The sequence below is a fragment of the Williamsia sp. Y721 genome, from assembly GCF_059683565.1.
The window spans coordinates 148,515-165,159 of the sequence record NZ_JCASNH010000002.1 but is presented as its reverse complement, the minus strand read 5'-3'; the positions used below and the strand labels follow the sequence as shown (position 1 = coordinate 165,159).

Genomic DNA, 16,645 nt, shown 5'->3' with positions numbered 1-16,645 from the left:
TTTCCCCTACAGCTTCTCTTCGGACGCTTGTACGAACACAGTTCCTTGCCCCTGGCACAGCAACTGCATCGCCTCGCCGGCTCCACGTCCGACGGCATCGCGCCAGCCCGCGGTCGACTTCAGCTGGGTCTGAACATTTCCGAACGTGCCGACAAACGCCTGCGGATCGACGATGACCGGGTACTGGCCACCGACCTGGATCTCCAGCACCTCACCGTGGGCCAGCAAGACCACCGAACCCATCCCTTGAAGCTGAGTGGTGAACATGCCGTCGCCGGTCAGTGCGCCGGTCGCAGCTCCGCGGAGCGCTCCCATCAGCCCTCCGCCGCGTCCACCGCCGCTGCCGTTGCCCTGGGACGTCATCGATACGATGGAGGCCTGCAGACCCGCGGTATAGCCCAGTGTTCTGGACGCATCGGCGGTGACGGTGCCGCCCTGGGGCATGTCGATGACATGCACTGCCAGCCCGCCGAATCCATAGTGGATCTGGCCGTGACCCTGCGCCATCATGGTGGCCTCGTGTTCACCGCGCATCATCCGGCCTGCCATACCGGCGACGGCACCCATACCGCCAAGGCCGGGCATCCCGCCTGCCCCGGGGATCTGGTGCGGAGAGAAATGGATCTGGCCGGTGTAGAAGAGCATGGCGCCTTTTCGGGCGACCACACCACCGGCCTGGCCGACGTCGACCTTGACAACCTTCGAGTTGATCTTCTCAAAAACCATGTCGCTCACCGCTCCGCAGGTTGGATGGACACGACACCCTGACCCTGCCAACGCAGCGAAAAGGCCTCCCCGCCGTCTTGGCCGATCATTGAACGCCAGCTGACGTCGGTCACAAAGGACTGTTGTAGTTGGCCTTTGGCAGAGACGAATGCGTCTGGATCGACCACCAACGGGAGGTTGGGGTTGACCTCGAGATGGATCAGCGGTCCGCCTGCCGACAACAGCGCGACCTGGCCGCTGCCGGTCACGGTGGTGGTGAAAAGTCCTTGACCGCTGGACATCCCACCAATTCCGGCAAATTGGACATTGGTCTGCAAATTGCCCGCCATGGCCAGAAGTTGCCGTGACTCGACCTGGATGGTCTCGTTGTTGAGTTGCAGAACGGTCGTGTACTGCGCGTTGATCGCCAGATGCACGATGCCGTTTCCGGTGCACTCCATCAACTTCAGCGACTCGCCGGTCGCCTTTTGTTTGAGCCCGGCGAGAACGCCTGATCCGCCACCGAATCCGGCCGATTTGAACTCGACCTGTCCCTGGTACGAGATCATCGATCCGCTCACTGCCTTGACTGACGTGTTGTTCAGTCGTGCTTCGACAACGCGCTTGGTCAATCCGATCAACTCGGCCATCTGACCCATTTTCCTATGAGTTCGAAACTTGCACTTTTGATACCGCGTTATCGTAGGCATCGGCGGACCCGGTGAACAGACCCATACACAGTTCAAATGATCACCGGTGTCGTCCGCGGCCTTCGGCGCACTGGCGTGATAGGACGCTTTCTGTAACGTGTGTCAGGTGAATGACACATCGTGGGCGGCAGTGGGTGTAGGGATTTTCGTTCTGGCGGTGGTCATCGGGGTGGGCCTGTACGTCTTTTATCGGCAGACCGAGGCGCAGCGCCTCGACAGGGACGTCGATCTGGCGGTGAAGTTGCGGACGGTCGCCGGGGACGATCCGGTGCGGGCGGCCGCTGTCGACGAGTTCGAGACCGCCATCTACGAGCGGTTGTTCTTTGTATCGACCGTGGGTCCGCGGGCCAGAGGAGCCGCCTGGGCGTTACTGGGTACCGTGCTCTCGGCGTTTGCCTCCTTGTGGGTGTCGGGCGAGGGCATCATCGAGCAAGCCGTCCATTACGGATTTGCGGTTGTGGCAGCCGGTTTCGCGCTCACCTTCGTGGTTTTCCTGGCGCTGACGGTATACGCGGCGACCACGCTGCCGCGGATCTCATTCGCCGATTCCTATGAGCCGGAGCCGTCTGACGCCTGAGAGAGTTCCGGCAGGTGCTCACACTGCGGTGGCGGCTCTTGTTGCGAGCTGGTCTCGTCGATGACGGGACAGCGCACGCCGACGGCCGGTGAGCGTCAGAATCCGGGATATCCGCCGTAACCGACTGGTGCAGCAGGTTCCGGGTTGATCGTTTTGCGACCCAGAACGATTCCCGCGATGCTCGTCCCGATCATGACCACCAACGTCACGGTTGCCAGGATGGCGCCGGGCCCTGTCGAGAAGTTGTTCAGCCCTTCGAACAGGATCGAATCCTCTTCGTTGTCGAAGATGATGCACGTGCTGGGCACGGCAAGAAATGCCAGTGCCGCGAACAGGTGCAGGGCCGACAGGACGAGGATCGCGATCGAGTTGCCGAAACGGCCGATGTTGCACATGACGAGCAGCGCCAAAATGACCACCGGAAGTACCAAGAACGGGATGAAGACTGCCGCGAAGGGTGTCCCGGTTGTTCCCGGATCCATGATGAGCTGCGAACCATCCTGGAACACCTGGCCCCAGCCGTTGACGGAACCCTTTGCTGCATCGGTGTATTTCGGCTCGAACGAAGCCCAGGTCAACCAGCCGTATGCGATGAACAGCAATGCGCCCACCATTGCCACGGCCCCGAGGGCGCGAGTTGCTGCGACCGCGGCGGGTTGGAGCCGTACCGCCGGAGGGCCACCCATCGCAGACCCGGGCTCGGGATACTGCGGTGCCGGGTATTGCTGCGCCGGGTTGAGATGCGTCGGGTATTGGGGTGTCGGGTACTGCTGTGGCTGCGGCGGATATTGCTGGGAGGGGTATTGCGTCTGAAGTGGATCCCCGTACTGCGGCGGGGTATACGGCGCGAACTGATCGGACGGCGATGGCGGGTACGTCGGTTGCTCAGGGTAGGGATTGACCGGGGGCGTAAACGATTGCGTCGCTTCGGTGTTGTCCGGATGCTTGTTCAGATCTGGACGGTTGTCACCTGAATCGCCTGAGTTGCTGGTCATCGTCTTCGCTGCTTCCGGTCGGGGGTCGGACCCATCGTAGAGGCACGCCGGAGTCAGCCGACGCAGCCGAAACGGGTCCGGAACGCGGTGGGTGTGATGCCCACAGCAGTCGAGAAGTGGTGACGCAGCAGTGTTGCCGAACCGAATCCCACCTGCCGTGCGATCTCCTCGATGCCGTGATCACTCGACTCCAGCAATCCCTGCGCGGCCAGCACCCGTTGTTCCGTGAGCCATCGAAGCGGACTGGTGCCCACCTCGTCGCGGAATCTGCGGGCAAATGTGCGCGGCGACATATGTGCTTTTGCGGCCATGTCGGCGATGGCTATGTCGGTGTCGAGATTGGTCAGCATCCAACCGAGGACCTGCCCGAATCCATCGTTGTCACATTCGGGGACAGGCTCTTTCACGAATTGACGTTGCCCGCCATCGCGGTGCGGAGGTACCACCATCCGCCGGGCGATCTTGTTTGCCGCGACCGGACCGTGTTCGGTCCGGATCAGATGCAGGCTGGCATCGATACCGGCGGCCGTGCCTGCACTGGTGATGATGTTGTCCTCTTGGACGTAGAGGACATCGGTGTTGATGTGGACCTCGGGGAACAGTTCGGCCATCTGCGTGCCGTACCGCCAGTGGGTGGTGGCTGACTTTCCGTTGAGTAGTCCGGCGGCGGCGAGCACAAAAGCTCCGGTGCACACCGACAGGATGTAGGCGCCCCGCTTGTCGGCCGCGCGGAGGACATCGAGTACCTCTTCGGGGTAGTCGGCGCTGAGCCGGCCGGCCGGGATCGCCACGAGATCGGCGTCGGCGCAGGCGTCGAGTCCGTAGGTCGGGACGATCTGGGCGCCGGTGGTGAAGTTCAGTGGTTTGCCCGGTTCTATCCCGCACACCCGAAGATCCATCCGAGGTACGCCCTCGTCAGTTCGATCGACACCGAAGACCTCGCACACGACGCCGTACTCGAACGCTGCCACCGGTTCTTGCAGGATGATCGCGACTGATTTCAACACGAAACAATTATGGCAGAAAATTTGCGATAGCCGTCAAATTGGCCACTGTTGGCTTGATCTTTTCGGGCGCATAGTTTCGGACATGGAAATCGAAGCCGTGATAATCGCAGCCCTACTCGGCGTGGCACTGGTCGCGGCCTTTGTCGCGATCTACCGGAACGCAATGAAAACCGCCCACCTGCCACGGGCTCCCTTCGGTGCCGATACCGAGATCGGGTTGGGGAGGCCGCAGAGGTGGGCGGAATCTGAAAGTTCGTGACCGCCAGAGGTCAGACGACCCGGAAGTCCGTGACGCCGCGCTGGCGCATGTCGTCGAGGATCGGCTTGATGTTGGTGCCGGTCTCCGGGCCGATGCAGCCAAAGAAGTAGTAAGCGTTGACCATGCCGACCAGGCGGTCGCCGACGACCACGGGGCTACCGGAATCGCCCTCGACAACGCAGATCTGACTGAAGTGCGCAAAACCGTCCGAGAACCAGGTGACGCCGCAGGTATTGCCGGTGGTGCGGCCTTCCTTGCACATGAGTTCGAGGAATTGCGGCTCCTGCGTGCGGAGTCCGCGAATCGTCACGCCGCCGACTCGCTGGACGGGATTGACCTTGGCGGCATCGAACCGGATGATCGCGTAGTCGAGGACGTCGTTCGTGTAGGTGATCTGGCCGATGTGCCCTGCGGATCTGGCTGATTCTGCGAGAACCGGCGTGCCGGCATCGCCGCAATGTCCGGCGGTCAGGCCGACCAGGGCATTGTTCTGATCGTGTCCGATGGCGGTCAGTGTGCAGGCGCTGAATCCGCCCCGAGCTTCCGGGAACAGGAGACCGGACCCACCACCGAGGTCGACCTTCGCCGGGGCCGCCGTTGCGGTCGACACCCCCAGGCTGGTGAGTGCGAGTAGTGCGCACAGGGCTGCGATGACCGTGCCGACCTTCTTGAACATCAATTCCTCACGTGAACCATGGCCAAGACACGAGGACCCGGTATCAGGCCCTCGTGTCATAGCCTTTGGAGCCGAGGGTAGTCGCAGAGCATGGGTGCGTCGAAGTCGCCTCGGCGACCTACATGCGACCGCCCCGGATCACTTCGGAGGGCGTGCCACGCACTGCGCGAGATAGAGTGCCTCGCCGAGCGTGTCCATCAACTCCAGTTGGGTGTCGAGATAGTCGAGATGTGTTTCCTCGTCGGCCAGAATCCCTTCCAGCAGAATTGCACTGGTGGTGTCGTGTTTTTCACGGCACATCGCGATTCCCGGCTTCAGTCGGTTGATGACGTCGACCTCGATGGCCCGGTCGCTGACGAATTGCTCGCGCAGTGTCTGGCCTACTTTCAGCGAGAACAACCGCTGGTAGTTGGGCAGTCCGTCGAGCAGCAGGATCCGGTTGGTGAGCGCTTCGGCATGGTTCATCTCGTCGAAGGACTCGGCGCGGGTGGTTGCGGCTATTTCGGTGAATCCCCAGTGTTCCTGCATTTTCGAATGCAGAAAGTACTGGTTGATGGCCGTCAGTTCACTGGTCAACTGTTCGTTGAGCAGTTTGAGAACCTCGGGATCTCCTTGCATGGTTTCTCCTCACGTCAAAAGAAGCGGGTGTTTTCAGACACCGGGAGGGCTGGTCCTGGTGGGGCTGTATGAACCCACGCGCTGAATTCAATTTACCCGGTAGCATGGCGATTCGACCGGCAATGACAGACCTCAGACACCAGGGACGGGCTCAAATGACCCAGCATTCGCGAATTCTGGCCGCGGACTTTTCCGTGTCCGACGAAGCCGGGATCCTGGAACGCCTTGCGGTGAACAATGATTCGCTGGCTCGTCTCGGTGCCCACCACCTTGTTGTCTACCGGGCGCTTCATGATCCCAAACGCGTGTTCGCCACGCTGGGACTGCGTGATCGGGGATCGATCGACAAACTCTTGCGCAGCCCCGCGGTGATGGATTGGTACGACGCGGCCGGGGTCGAAGAAATTCCACCGATGTTCGCAGGCGATGTCGTCGAAAAAATCGAACTCGAATCGCCTGCGTCAGGGGATTCGGGGGTGATCGTCGCAGCCATCGCGCCGGTGGACGACGTGACGACTCTGCTGGACAGGGTGCGCGTCAGTTTGCGGCGTTTCATTGCCGCCGGGGTGCGCAGGGTCTGGATCTACCAGGCCTTCGACGATCGCCAAGAAGTGATGATCCTGGTGGAACTGGACACCGAAGAAAATGCCATCGCCTGGGTCGAGCGGCCTGACGCGGCCGCGGAATGGATGCAAGGCGCCGGTGTCGGCGTGTACCCGCCGCTGTTCGTCGGAAAGCTGGAGCGGGTCATGGAACTACAGATGATCGGTTAGTCGCAGGTACCCGCGATGTATGTCTGTCTGTGCCAAGGGGTTACGAGTCACGTCGTCGAGCAGGCCGTGATCGATGGGGCGCGCACGTCCAAAGAGGTCGCGAACGCCTGTGGTGCCGGCCGCGACTGTGGTCGCTGCCGGCACACCGTCCGGGCAATCATCGAGGCGCACTTCGCCCAGTCGCCCACCGCCCCCCGATAGTGTGGGGTTCTGGCGGCGTCCACCTGGGAAAACGTGCGCCAAAAGGGCTCATTATCGGGTTTGGGAAGTGGTCCACTTCGCGATCTCGGTCTGATCGGCTCCGGGACCGAGATCTTTGTCGGCGGTAGCCCAGACCTCGACAGCTCGTTCGCCGAGCGGGGTGGGGACACCGATCGCCGATGCGAGTCCGGTGGCGATCCGCATGTCCTTCAGCATCAGTTCCATCCGGAAGCCCGAGTTGTAGGTCTCGGGAATGACGAACCGGGGGAACTTCACATCCGTGGCCGCATTCTGGCCGCTCGATGAGTTCAGCATCGAGACCATCAGCTCTTGGTCGAGACCGAAGCGCCGTCCGATGGCCACGCCTTCGGAGGTGACGAGGAGCCCAACCGCAGCCATCAGGTTGTTGATCGATTTGAGGGCGTGACCTGCGCCGGTGTCGCCGACGCGGGTCATTGTTCCCATCGGCGCCATCACATCGGAGATCGCGGCGACGGATTCTGCGGTGCCGCCGGCCATGATCGTCAGCTTCCCGCCCTGCGCACCGGCAACTCCGCCGGAGACCGGCGCGTCGACCAGGACTGCTCCGGTCTTCTCGACCGCCTTGGCGAGTTCGACCGTCGACAGTGGCTCCGATGAGCTCATGTCGATGACGGTGGTGCCGGGAGTCAGTGCGGCCAGTACCGCCTCGTCACCGAGTACGGCCTCGACGACACGTGAACTCGGCAGCATGAGGATGACGTATTCGGCACCGTCGACGGCTTCGGCCGCGGTGGTGGCGGACTTGCCGCCCGCGGTGACGAGGGCTTCGCGAGCTGCTTCGGTCGGGTCGAATCCGATGACGTCGTAACCGGCGTCGAGCAGCCGGATCGACATCTGGGCGCCCATGTTGCCCAGGCCGACGAACGCGACCTTGTTCTTTTCACTGGTGCTCATGCGAGGTGCTCCGCAACGATTTCGTTTGCCACTCGGAAGGATTCGAGCGCAGCCGGGACTCCGACATAGATCGCGGTCTGCAACAGGACCTCCTGGATTTCTTCCGGCGTCACCCCGTTGGTGAGCGCGCCGCGGACGTGGGCGGCGAGTTCGGTCGGCTTGCCGAGTGCGGTGAGCATCGCCAGGTTGATCATCGAGCGCTCGCGGCGCCCGAGTCCGGGGCGGGTCCACACCGCGCCCCAGCAATACTCGGTCACCAGCTCTTGCATCGGTCGGGTGAAGTCGGTGGTGGCGGCGACCGCGCGTGCGACGTACTCGGCCCCGACCACCTCCTCGCGAACCTTCATACCTGCGTCATAGGTCTCGCGGCGGGTGGCGTCGGTGGTCATCTGGTGTGCGGTCCTCTCTCCGATTTGTCCGTGCCACTGCGTTGAGCAGCAGCTCAAGGACCATTCACGATAAATGGTATTGGCATTCTCATTTTTTGCAAGTACGGTATTCAACAATGAACGAGAACGTGGAAACCTCCTCTGGCATCCCTCTTGACTCGGTGTACGGACCGAATCCTGATGGGGCGTCCCCGCCTGCTCCCGGCGAATTTCCCTTCACCCGCGGCAACTTTCCGTCGGGATATCGCGGACGGCTCTGGACCTTCCGGCAGTACTCCGGTTTCGGAACCGCCGAAGAGTCCAATGAGCGGTACAAGTACCTGCTCGGACAGGGCGGCACCGGACTTTCGGTGGCGCTCGATCTTCCGACCCAGTGCGGTTACGACTCCGACGATCCCGAGTTCACCGACGAGGTCGGCCGGGTGGGTTGTGCGGTCGACACCCTCGCGGACGCAGAGATCTTGTTCGCCGACATCCCGCTGGACAAGATCAGTACCAGCTTCACGATCAACGGCACGGCCGCGATTCTGCTGGCCCTCTATGTCGCTGCCGCCGAGAAGAAGGGTGTGCCCCGCGAAAAACTCACGGGCACAATCCAGAATGACGTGCTCAAGGAGTACGCCTCGCGTGGCACCTGGATCTGGCCGCCGGAGCCGTCGCTGCGACTGATCGCCGACACCATCGAGTTCTGTGCCGCCGAGGTCCCGCGTTTCAACGCAATCTCCGTCGCCGGCGCGCATTTCCGTGACGCGGGCGCAAATGCCGTGCAGGAGATGGCCTTCACGCTCGCCGACGGTGTCACCTATTGCGACACGGTTGTCGAGCGCGGTCGGATGACCATCGATCAGTTCGCGCCGCAGATCTCCTTCTTCTTCTACACACATGGCGACTTCTTCGAGGAGATCGCCAAGTACCGGGCCGGTCGCCGCCGCTGGGCGACGATCGTGCGGGAACGGTACGGCGCCAAGACGGAGAAGGCCGCGATGTTCCGCTTCGGCTGCGTTGCAGGCGGCGCCTCGCTGTACGCACCGCAGGCCCAGAACAACCTGGTCCGCGTGGCCTATGAGGCGATGGCCTCGGTTCTCGGTGGTGTGCAGTCGATGTTCACCGCTGCCTGGGATGAGCCCTTCGCGCTTCCGAGCGAGGAGTCGGCGACGATGGCGCTGCGCACCCAGCAGATCCTGGCTCTGGAAACCGGCGTCACCCGCGTCGCCGATCCCCTCGGTGGCTCGTACTTCGTGGAGGCTCTCACCGACGCCACGGAGAAGAAGATCATCGAGATCATGAGCGACCTGGAGAACCACGGTGGCATGGTCGCCGCGATCGAGGACGGCTACCTGCAGGGTCTGATCGCCGACGAGGCATACAAGATCCATCAGGACATCGAGCAGGGAGTACGCCCCGTCGTGGGTGTCAACCGCTTTGCATCCGAAGAAGCAGCACCGGACATCGCGACCTACGAACTCGACGCCGAAGGGCGCGAGTTGCAGCTCAAGCGTTTGGCGAAGGTCAAGGCCGAGCGTGATGACGAGGCCGTGAAGAACACGCTGGCGCAGCTGTCGCGAGCCGCGGAAGGAACGGAAAACCTCATGCAACCCTTGATCGATTGTGCGAACGCATATTGCACCGTCGGAGAGATGACCACCGCGCTCAAAGACGTGTGGGGCGAGTTCTCGCAGCCGGTGGTGTTCTGATGACCGCCCGTATTCTCGTCGCCAAGCCCGGTCTCGACGGCCACGACAAAGGCGCCAAGATCGTTGCCCGCACCCTGCGTGATGCGGGATTCGAGGTGATCTACACCGGTATCCGGCAACGGATCGAGGACATCGTCTCGATCGCACTGCAGGAGGACTGCACCGTGGTGGGTCTGAGCATTCTCTCGGGCGCCCATGTCGGTCTGACCAAGCGCGTGGTCGACGCCCTGCGCGAGGCCGGCGCCGGAGACATCAAAGTGATTGTCGGCGGGACGATTCCGCAGTCCGATGTGCAGAAGTTGCTCGACATCGGTGCGGCGGCCGTGTTCCCCACGGCAACCCCGCTCGACAAGCTCGTCAGCGGTATGCGGGAACTGACGGGTACCACGGCACCGAGCTAGGCCGCCCGAGGAGAACCAGGACCAAACTGCCACATGAGTCAGCAAGCCATGTGGGAGAACTAATTTCGTAAACTTGGAGGTATCGTGCGCGTTGGGGTGATGATCGGTCCGGAGCGGGGTGACGCGGCCAAGAAGGTCGACCGGATGATGGCCGACATCGTCTGGGCCGAAGAAGCCGGGATGGACACGGCCTGGGTGCCGCAGATCCCCACCGACTTCGACGCGCTGATCACCGTTGCGTTGATGGGTACCAAGACCTCTCGCATCGAAATCGGTACGGCTGTGGTGCCGCTACAGGCGCAGCATCCGATTGCCCTTGCCCGACAGGCATTGTCGGCACATGCGGCAACCGGGGGTCGGCTGGCGCTCGGCGTCGGACCGTCGCACCACTGGATCATCGAGGACATGCTCGGCCTCCCGTACGAGAAGCCGGCCAGGCTCACGCGTGACTATCTCGAGGTTCTCAACGCCGCGCAAAAAGCGCCGGGTGATGTGAACGTCGTCAACTCGACGTACAACGTGCACAACCCACTCGATCTCGGACCGGTGGCCCCGCTGCCGATCTTGATCGCGGCCCTCGGGCCGGTCATGCTCGACATCGCCGGCCAGCACGCCGACGGCACCATCCTGTGGATGGCCGACGAGCGCGCGGTGGCCGATCACGTGGTTCCGAAGATCACCGCTGCCGCCGAAAAGGCCGGGCGTGGTGCCCCGCGCATCGTGGCCGGTATTCCGGTCTGTCTGTGTGCGCCCTCGCAGGTCGAGGTGGCCAAGGAAAGGGCCAACCGTATCCTGGCCGAAGCCGAGGTCTCTCCGAACTATCAGCGACTGCTCGACCAGGGCAATGCGAAAGACGTCGGCGACCTGTGTGCGGTTGGCGACGAAGAGGCGATCATGAAGCGCTTCAAGCAGTTCGAGGACGCAGGCGTGACGGACCTGTCGATGCGCCTGCTGCCCATCGGTGACACCCGGGACGAGTTGATCGCTTCCAAGTACCGCACCCGGGACGTGATTGCCGGGCTCGTTGCGGATCTGCGATGAGTTCTGGACCCCTGGCGGGGATCCGCATCCTCGAGGTCGGGCACATTCTGGCCGGCCCCTACGCGACCATGATGCTCGCCGATCTCGGCGCCGAGGTCACCAAGATCGAACCGACCACCGGCGATCTGTCCAGGCAGGTGAGCGACGCCTATTTCGCGAGCCTCAACCGCGGCAAGCGCAGCATCTGTCTCGATCTCACGACTGATGCGGGTCAAGCCCGACTCGGCGAACTCGCCGCTCAATCGCAGGCGCTGATCGTCAATCTGAAGCCGTCGGCGATCCGGAAGTTCGGATTGACCTATGAGGCACTGCGGAAGTGGAACGACAAGATTGTCTGCGTCGCACTGACCGGTTACGGCCTCGATCAGGGAGACGACCCGGCGTTCGACTACGTCATCCAGGCGGTCACCGGCGTTGCATCGCTGACCGGTGATCCCGATGGACCGCCGACCCTGCCCGGATACTCTGCCGCCGACAATTCGACGGGACTGACTGCAGCACTTGGCTTGCTGGCCCAGATCATCTCCGGCCGAGGCGGACAGGTGGACGTGTCGCTGCGCGACGTGATGCTCTCGCAGCTCAACTATCGGGCATCGGCATATCTGAACGAGGGCACCGAACCGCGCCGGATGCCCAATGGCGCGCACTCGTACTACGTTCCGGCGCAGCTCTTTCCGACCGCTGACGGATACCTGGCACTGTTCATCACGCACGACGGATTCTGGCGGACCTTCTCCACCGAAGCCGGGATCGAGGGCTTCGCCACGATGGCCGAGCGGGCCGCGAACCGCGATGAGGTTCTCGCCGTCGTATCTGCGGCCCTTGCCACCGACACCGCGAAGTCCTGGGAGGCGCGGCTTCGTCCGTTGCAGGTTCCGGCCGCGGCGATCCGCACCCTGCCCGAAGCATTGGCAGAAAATCCCGGAATGGTGGTGAAAGCCGGGCAATTCAGTTTGGTCGGCAGTCCGATCCGGATCACCGGGTATGAACCCGAATACGGCGCGCCACCTGCATTGGGAGAGCACGGCTAGTTTCCTTATCGCGTTGCTGGGTGACGTTGAGCGGTATTGCCAGTAGCGAATTTCTTTGAAAACGCACAATTCTCATGTTGTGAGTATTAGATTCTGCTCCATGGTGAAACTACGTTCTACGTCATGCAGGCGATATGCATTCGTCGCTGCCGCGGTGTTGGGTTCCCGTAGCGAATCGTTCGATATTGCGTCGGTGTGCGCCTCATGATCCCGGTGCCCGACACCCTTGACGTAGCCCTGTCCCCGGAGTGGCTCACGTCTGCGCTCGCCCCCCGATTCCCTGGAATCGAAGTGACCGGCGTGACCCCGGGGCCGGTCGTGGACCGGATCTCCACCAACGCTCGATTCACCATCGAATGCGCCGGAGGCGTCCCGGATGGCCTCCCTGCGGCGCTCTGCGTCAAGGGGTATTTCAACGAGGAGGGTCGGGACCGGCGATTCGTCGGCGAACCCGAGGCTTGTTTCTATCGTGACGTCGCCGGCGAGGTCGATATCCGGACGCTGCGAAGTGTCTATGCCGATCTCGACCCGGTGACGCGCCACGGCGTGGTGATCACCGAGGACATCGTCGAGCAGGGCGCAGTATTTCTCGATGCGGCAGCCGAGTTCACCCCTGACCAGACTGCGCAGAGCCTGGCCCAGTTTGCCCGGCTTCATGCTGCGACCTGGGGGAAGTCGCAGTGGGCCGACGTTCCGTGGCTGGCACCACGATTGAAGGGTGCGATGCGCGCGTGGGGGGTTGACGGGGTGACCGCCAACATCGAAAAGAACTTCGCCGGGCCGAATGGTGTTGGTGTTCCCGAAACAGTGCGCGATGCCGAGGCGTTGGTCGCGGCATACATAGGCCTCGCCGACGCTCTGGACGCTGAGCACGCGTCGTCGGACTGGTGCGTGATCCATGGCGATGCCCACGTCGGGAACCTGTTCTTGGACGCCGAGGGTGCGCCGAGTCTGTTGGACTGGCAACTGGTGCAACGGGGGATGTGGTACATGGACGTCGGTACCCATATCGCGACCGCGTTATCCGTCGACGACCGGCGGAACAATGAGCGAGAACTCCTGGCGCACTACCTCGATTGCCTTCGCGGTCAAGGCGTGGAGCCGCCCACATTCGATGTGGCGTGGCGCGCGGTCAGGCGGGGCATCGTCCGTGGTTTCTATTTGTGGGGCATCACGACCAAGGTCGAACCGCGGTTGATCGAGATACTTCTGAGACGGCTCGGTACCGCCGCCGCCGACCACGACGCGTTGACACCGGACCTGTTCGTGGCACCGGTATGAGGATGCAAAATACCCGCTACTGCAATCGATTTCGATCGGAACGGAGCAACCGTGCCACACGCGAAGCCTGATGAACTGCCCAATGCCGGAGGCGGCCGCTGGCCGGCGGCCAAAGATCATTTCTACTCAGTTCAATGGGGAGATCTCGAGGTCGGCTACACCGCCACCGAGGGCGCACGCGACTGCACAGACCTGTATCGCGTGGCGGGCCTGCCCGGCGGTGTGTGCATGTGCCCCCACTACGGATTTGTGCTCGAAGGTGCGGTCACCGCGACCTACCCGAACACCGACTGGCCCGACGAGACAGCTGGACCGGGAGAGGTCTACTTCTTCCCCGCCGGACACATTCTGAAGTATTCCGAGGCGACCAAGCACCTCGAGTTCAACCCCGCATACGCCTTGCAGCAGCTCATGGACGCGATCCAGCGCATTTCGGCCGTTGACCTCAGAGTTGCCCCGGCCGAGACGGAGGGTGGCCGATGACAGTCGGTGAAGGCGCCGGGAACGGTGCGTTCGAGGGGATACGGGTCGTGGAACTGGCGCAATGGGTGTTCGTTCCCGTCGCCGGTGCATTGCTGGCCGACGGTGGCGCCGAGGTGGTCCGGGTGGAGCGACTGGACGGCGACCCCTATCGGGGCCTGGCCACACAGGGGATCGGGAGTGAACGCGGCGGTGTGAATCTATCGATGGCACTTGCCAATCGAGGTAAGCGATCGGTTGCGCTCGATCTGCATCGCGAAGAGGGACTGAAGGTTCTGCACGAACTGCTCGCGACGGCTGACGTCTTTCTGACCAGTCTTCGACCGGGCGCTCTGGCGCGTCTCGGGCTCGATGCGGACACACTGCGCAGTCGCTATCCCGGGTTGGTCTACGCGCGCGGACACGGTTTCGGGGTGCGTGGACCAGATGCAGATCAGCCCGGCTATGACAGTTCGGCATTCTGGGCCCGCGGCGGGGTCGGGCACACCCTCACACCCACCGAACGCGACTATCCCATCAGTCAGCGAGGTGCGATGGGGGACCGAAACGGGGCCATGGCATTGGCTTTCGGCATCGCATCGGCCCTTGTGGAGCGCAACCGGACCGGAACCGGTTCGGTGGTCGACGTCTCGTTGCTCGCGACCGCGATGTGGATGTTGTCGTCTGACCTGCTGGCAGCACTCAACGGCGGTGATGTCCAAGCCGTGAGTGGGCGTGGGCCACAGGTCAACCCGTTGACCGGGACCTACCGGACCAAGGACATGCGCCACATCCAGCTGATGTTCCTGCAGGGCGATCGCTATTGGCCGGGTTTTGCCCGGCTCATCGGCCGGGGCGACCTGGTCGATGACCCGCGGTTTGCCGACATGGCGGCGCGGCGTGCCAACAGTGCCGCCTGCATCGCCGAGCTGGACGAGGTGTTCGCCACGCACACTCTCGAGATATGGAAAGGCATTCTGGCGGACCTGGACGCGCCATGGGCGCCCGTGCAATCAGTGCACGATGTGATCGATGATCCGCAGGTCATCGCCAATGACTATGTCGGAGAAGTGAAACTCGATGACGGGCAGGTCTATCGCCTGCCTGCCGTCCCCATCCAGTTCAACGAACGGGCTCCGCAATTGCGGCGAGCACCCGAGCACGGCGAACACACCGAGATGGTGTTGCTCGAACTCGGATATGACTGGAGCCAGATCGGCGGTCTGAGCGGCGCAGGCGTCATACCGTGAAAACCGGGCGCCCGCTACCGATCCCGGATGCATCGTCAGCGCCGTATTGGGCGGCGGCGGCCGAGCACCGTCTTGTCATGGCCAGGTGCCGAGCATGTCAGATGTTCGCGCTCCCGCCGGACAGTGTCTGTCCGCATTGCGGATCGACAGAACCGCACTTCGAGTTCACCGAGGTCAGTGGCGCCGGGACCATCCGATCGTGGACGGTGGCTCGGCAGTCCTTCCTGCCAGGGTTTGCCGATCTGCTTCCGATGGTGCTCGTCGACGTCGAACTCGTCGAACAATCCGAGTTGCGGATGGTCGGTCGGCTGCGTGATGGTGTCGCCGATCAGCTCCGGGTCGGCACGGCTGTCGTCGTTGCCTTCGAGGACCTGGCGCCCGGTATCGCCGTTCCGGAATTCGAGCTCGCCGATGATTGATGAGCAGTTGGCGCGCAACAAGATTGCGATCGCAGGCTTCGCGCACAGCCCTATTGTGCGACATGCGGATCGGCCGCTCGGAGCGATCGCCGTCGACACGGTGCGGGCCGCGATCGCCGATGCCGGTCTGCGGGTCGACCAGGTCGACGGTTACGTCAGCGCCAGTCTGCTGCCGAGTTCGGGTGGGCGCGGGCCGGAAGATGGTGTCAGCGTTGTCTCGTCGGCATGGCTGGCGCAACGCCTCGGCGTCGAACCGCACTACGTCGCAGGCTTCGACGGGATCGGTCAGCTGACCGGATCGATGGCCATCGCGGTCAATGCGCTGATCAGCGGCGCCGCCGAGTACGTGGTCGTCCACCGTGCGCTGCACAATCCCGCGGGTGTCTATCACGGCAACCCGATGCAGGAGGTTCGCGGCATCCAGCAGTGGACGGCACCGCAGGGATTCTTCGGGCCGCTTGCCATGATCGCGTTGCCGTACAACGAATATCTGCAGCGGTACGGTGCCGATGCGAAGTCGATGGCGGCCGTGGTCACCGAGGCGCGGAAGAACGGCGCGAGAATTCCCTGGTCCCACTGGTATGACCGGCCGCTGAGCAAGGACGAATATCTCTCGGCGCCAGAGCTGTTCGACCCGGTACGTCGCTTCGACTGCGACATCCCGGTCGACGGTGTCGCCGCGTTCGTGCTGACCTCCGCCGACCGGGCGCGCGATCTTCCCAATCGGCCGGTCTACATCACCGGCTGGTCCGGTGGAACTCCGCGCAGGCGGCGTCTCCCGTCGCACTGGCCCCTAGATGACATCCTCGACGGCGGCGCTGCGATGGTCGGTCGACTGCGCGAGAAGATCGGTATCCCGATTGCCGAAATCGATCTGCCGCAGGTCTACGACGGGTTTTCGCCATTCGTGTGGTTCTGGCTCGAAGTTCTCGGATTGTGTCCACCCGGAGAAGCCCATCGATTTGTCGAGTCCGGGGGAATCGACAGCGACGATCCCGGAGCGGTACCGGCGTTGTCAGGTGGTGGCGCGTTGGGAAACGGTCGGATGCACGGTATTCCGCAGATGCTCGAGTGTTACCTGCAACTTGCCGGCCGAGCCGGCGACCGGCAGCGCGGCGGGGTCACAACAGCTCTCGCCTGCCATTCCTCACCGCATTTCGGTGGGGCGGTTGCATATTCGAATCACCAATTCTGACGGTATCCAGGGATTTGAGAATTAACCT

The 16,645-nt window shown here is 62.9% G+C and carries 21 protein-coding genes; 13 read left to right on the top strand and 8 right to left on the bottom strand.

Translation table 11 applies throughout. The annotated features are described in order from the left end of the window. Positions 1–6: 6 nt before the first annotated feature. The gene (locus tag AC56PL_RS09445; protein ID WP_495513456.1) at positions 7–726 is read right to left on the bottom strand and encodes an AIM24 family protein; all 720 of its coding nucleotides are present in this window, start codon (positions 724–726) and stop codon (positions 7–9) included. A 5-nt stretch (positions 727–731) separates the two neighbouring features. Beyond that, on the bottom strand, positions 732–1,355 hold the full coding sequence (locus tag AC56PL_RS09440; RefSeq protein WP_495513455.1) for an AIM24 family protein: 624 nt from the start codon (positions 1,353–1,355) through the stop codon (positions 732–734). Between the two features lie 166 nt (positions 1,356–1,521). On the opposite strand from AC56PL_RS09440, the gene AC56PL_RS09435 reads away from it, so the two are divergent. Further along, positions 1,522–1,992, top strand: coding sequence for a hypothetical protein (locus tag AC56PL_RS09435; protein ID WP_495513454.1), 471 nt, complete (start codon positions 1,522–1,524; stop codon positions 1,990–1,992). Positions 1,993–2,087: 95 nt separating this feature from the next. On the opposite strand, the gene AC56PL_RS09430 is transcribed toward AC56PL_RS09435, so the two are convergent. Both AC56PL_RS09430 and AC56PL_RS09425 read right to left on the bottom strand, forming a co-directional pair. Next, positions 2,088–2,987 carry a hypothetical protein gene (locus tag AC56PL_RS09430; RefSeq protein ID WP_497153670.1) on the bottom strand — a complete coding sequence of 300 codons (900 nt, stop codon included), beginning with the start codon at positions 2,985–2,987 and terminating at the stop codon, positions 2,088–2,090. A 53-nt stretch (positions 2,988–3,040) separates the two neighbouring features. After that, positions 3,041–3,994 carry a helix-turn-helix domain-containing protein gene (locus AC56PL_RS09425; RefSeq protein ID WP_495513452.1) on the bottom strand — a complete coding sequence of 318 codons (954 nt, stop codon included), beginning with the start codon at positions 3,992–3,994 and terminating at the stop codon, positions 3,041–3,043. 82 nt (positions 3,995–4,076) lie between these two features. Between AC56PL_RS09425 and AC56PL_RS09420 the strand changes: the two genes are divergently transcribed. Continuing rightward, a complete protein-coding gene (locus tag AC56PL_RS09420; protein WP_495513451.1) occupies positions 4,077–4,253 on the top strand; it encodes a hypothetical protein in 177 nt (58 codons plus the stop codon). A gap of 10 nt (positions 4,254–4,263) precedes the next feature. Here the strand turns inward: AC56PL_RS09420 and AC56PL_RS09415 are convergent, their stop codons facing one another. Continuing rightward, entirely contained in the window at positions 4,264–4,929 is a 666-nt protein-coding gene (locus AC56PL_RS09415; RefSeq protein WP_495513450.1) for a chymotrypsin family serine protease, read from the bottom strand. Positions 4,930–5,067: 138 nt separating this feature from the next. Continuing rightward, positions 5,068–5,547: a bacterioferritin gene (bfr, locus tag AC56PL_RS09410; protein ID WP_495513449.1), complete on the bottom strand. Its 480-nt coding sequence runs from the start codon at positions 5,545–5,547 to the stop codon at positions 5,068–5,070. A 155-nt stretch (positions 5,548–5,702) separates the two neighbouring features. Between bfr and AC56PL_RS09405 the strand changes: the two genes are divergently transcribed. After that, entirely contained in the window at positions 5,703–6,320 is a 618-nt protein-coding gene (locus AC56PL_RS09405) for a fatty-acid--CoA ligase (protein ID WP_495513448.1), read from the top strand. A 15-nt stretch (positions 6,321–6,335) separates the two neighbouring features. Then, on the top strand, positions 6,336–6,521 hold the full coding sequence (locus AC56PL_RS09400) for a (2Fe-2S)-binding protein (RefSeq protein WP_482137058.1): 186 nt from the start codon (positions 6,336–6,338) through the stop codon (positions 6,519–6,521). 51 nt (positions 6,522–6,572) lie between these two features. On the opposite strand, the gene AC56PL_RS09395 is transcribed toward AC56PL_RS09400, so the two are convergent. Together AC56PL_RS09395 and pcaC are read right to left on the bottom strand one after the other, a co-directional pair. After that, positions 6,573–7,457, bottom strand: a complete 885-nt coding sequence (locus AC56PL_RS09395; protein ID WP_495513447.1) for an NAD(P)-binding domain-containing protein — start codon at positions 7,455–7,457, stop codon at positions 6,573–6,575. Next, positions 7,454–7,846, bottom strand: coding sequence for a 4-carboxymuconolactone decarboxylase (gene pcaC / locus AC56PL_RS09390; protein ID WP_482137060.1), 393 nt, complete (start codon positions 7,844–7,846; stop codon positions 7,454–7,456). Before pcaC ends, AC56PL_RS09395 begins: the two co-directional genes overlap by 4 nt. A gap of 116 nt (positions 7,847–7,962) precedes the next feature. Here pcaC and AC56PL_RS09385 point away from each other — a divergent pair, with 116 nt between their 5' ends. The 9 genes from AC56PL_RS09385 (at position 7,963) to AC56PL_RS09345 (ending at position 16,617) form a co-directional block, all read left to right on the top strand. Further along, positions 7,963–9,540: a methylmalonyl-CoA mutase family protein gene (locus AC56PL_RS09385; protein WP_495513446.1), complete on the top strand. Its 1,578-nt coding sequence runs from the start codon at positions 7,963–7,965 to the stop codon at positions 9,538–9,540. After that, positions 9,540–9,941 (top strand): cobalamin-dependent protein, encoded by a 402-nt coding sequence (locus AC56PL_RS09380; RefSeq protein WP_495513445.1) that lies wholly within the window; start codon positions 9,540–9,542, stop codon positions 9,939–9,941. Before AC56PL_RS09385 ends, AC56PL_RS09380 begins: the two co-directional genes overlap by 1 nt. A gap of 84 nt (positions 9,942–10,025) precedes the next feature. After that, entirely contained in the window at positions 10,026–10,982 is a 957-nt protein-coding gene (locus tag AC56PL_RS09375) for a TIGR03564 family F420-dependent LLM class oxidoreductase (RefSeq protein ID WP_495513444.1), read from the top strand. Continuing rightward, entirely contained in the window at positions 10,979–12,013 is a 1,035-nt protein-coding gene (locus tag AC56PL_RS09370) for a CaiB/BaiF CoA transferase family protein (protein ID WP_497153669.1), read from the top strand. The genes AC56PL_RS09375 and AC56PL_RS09370 overlap by 4 nt, the downstream gene beginning before the upstream one ends. Before the next feature lie 204 nt (positions 12,014–12,217). After that, positions 12,218–13,294, top strand: a complete 1,077-nt coding sequence (locus AC56PL_RS09365; RefSeq protein ID WP_497154280.1) for a phosphotransferase — start codon at positions 12,218–12,220, stop codon at positions 13,292–13,294. Positions 13,295–13,345: 51 nt separating this feature from the next. Then, entirely contained in the window at positions 13,346–13,777 is a 432-nt protein-coding gene (locus AC56PL_RS09360) for a cupin domain-containing protein (protein WP_495513442.1), read from the top strand. Beyond that, positions 13,774–15,003 carry a CaiB/BaiF CoA transferase family protein gene (locus tag AC56PL_RS09355; RefSeq protein ID WP_497153668.1) on the top strand — a complete coding sequence of 410 codons (1,230 nt, stop codon included), beginning with the start codon at positions 13,774–13,776 and terminating at the stop codon, positions 15,001–15,003. The genes AC56PL_RS09360 and AC56PL_RS09355 overlap by 4 nt, the downstream gene beginning before the upstream one ends. Further along, positions 15,000–15,422, top strand: coding sequence for an OB-fold domain-containing protein (locus AC56PL_RS09350; RefSeq protein ID WP_495513440.1), 423 nt, complete (start codon positions 15,000–15,002; stop codon positions 15,420–15,422). The genes AC56PL_RS09355 and AC56PL_RS09350 overlap by 4 nt, the downstream gene beginning before the upstream one ends. Further along, entirely contained in the window at positions 15,415–16,617 is a 1,203-nt protein-coding gene (locus AC56PL_RS09345; protein WP_497153667.1) for a thiolase family protein, read from the top strand. Before AC56PL_RS09350 ends, AC56PL_RS09345 begins: the two co-directional genes overlap by 8 nt. Positions 16,618–16,645: the final 28 nt, after the last annotated feature.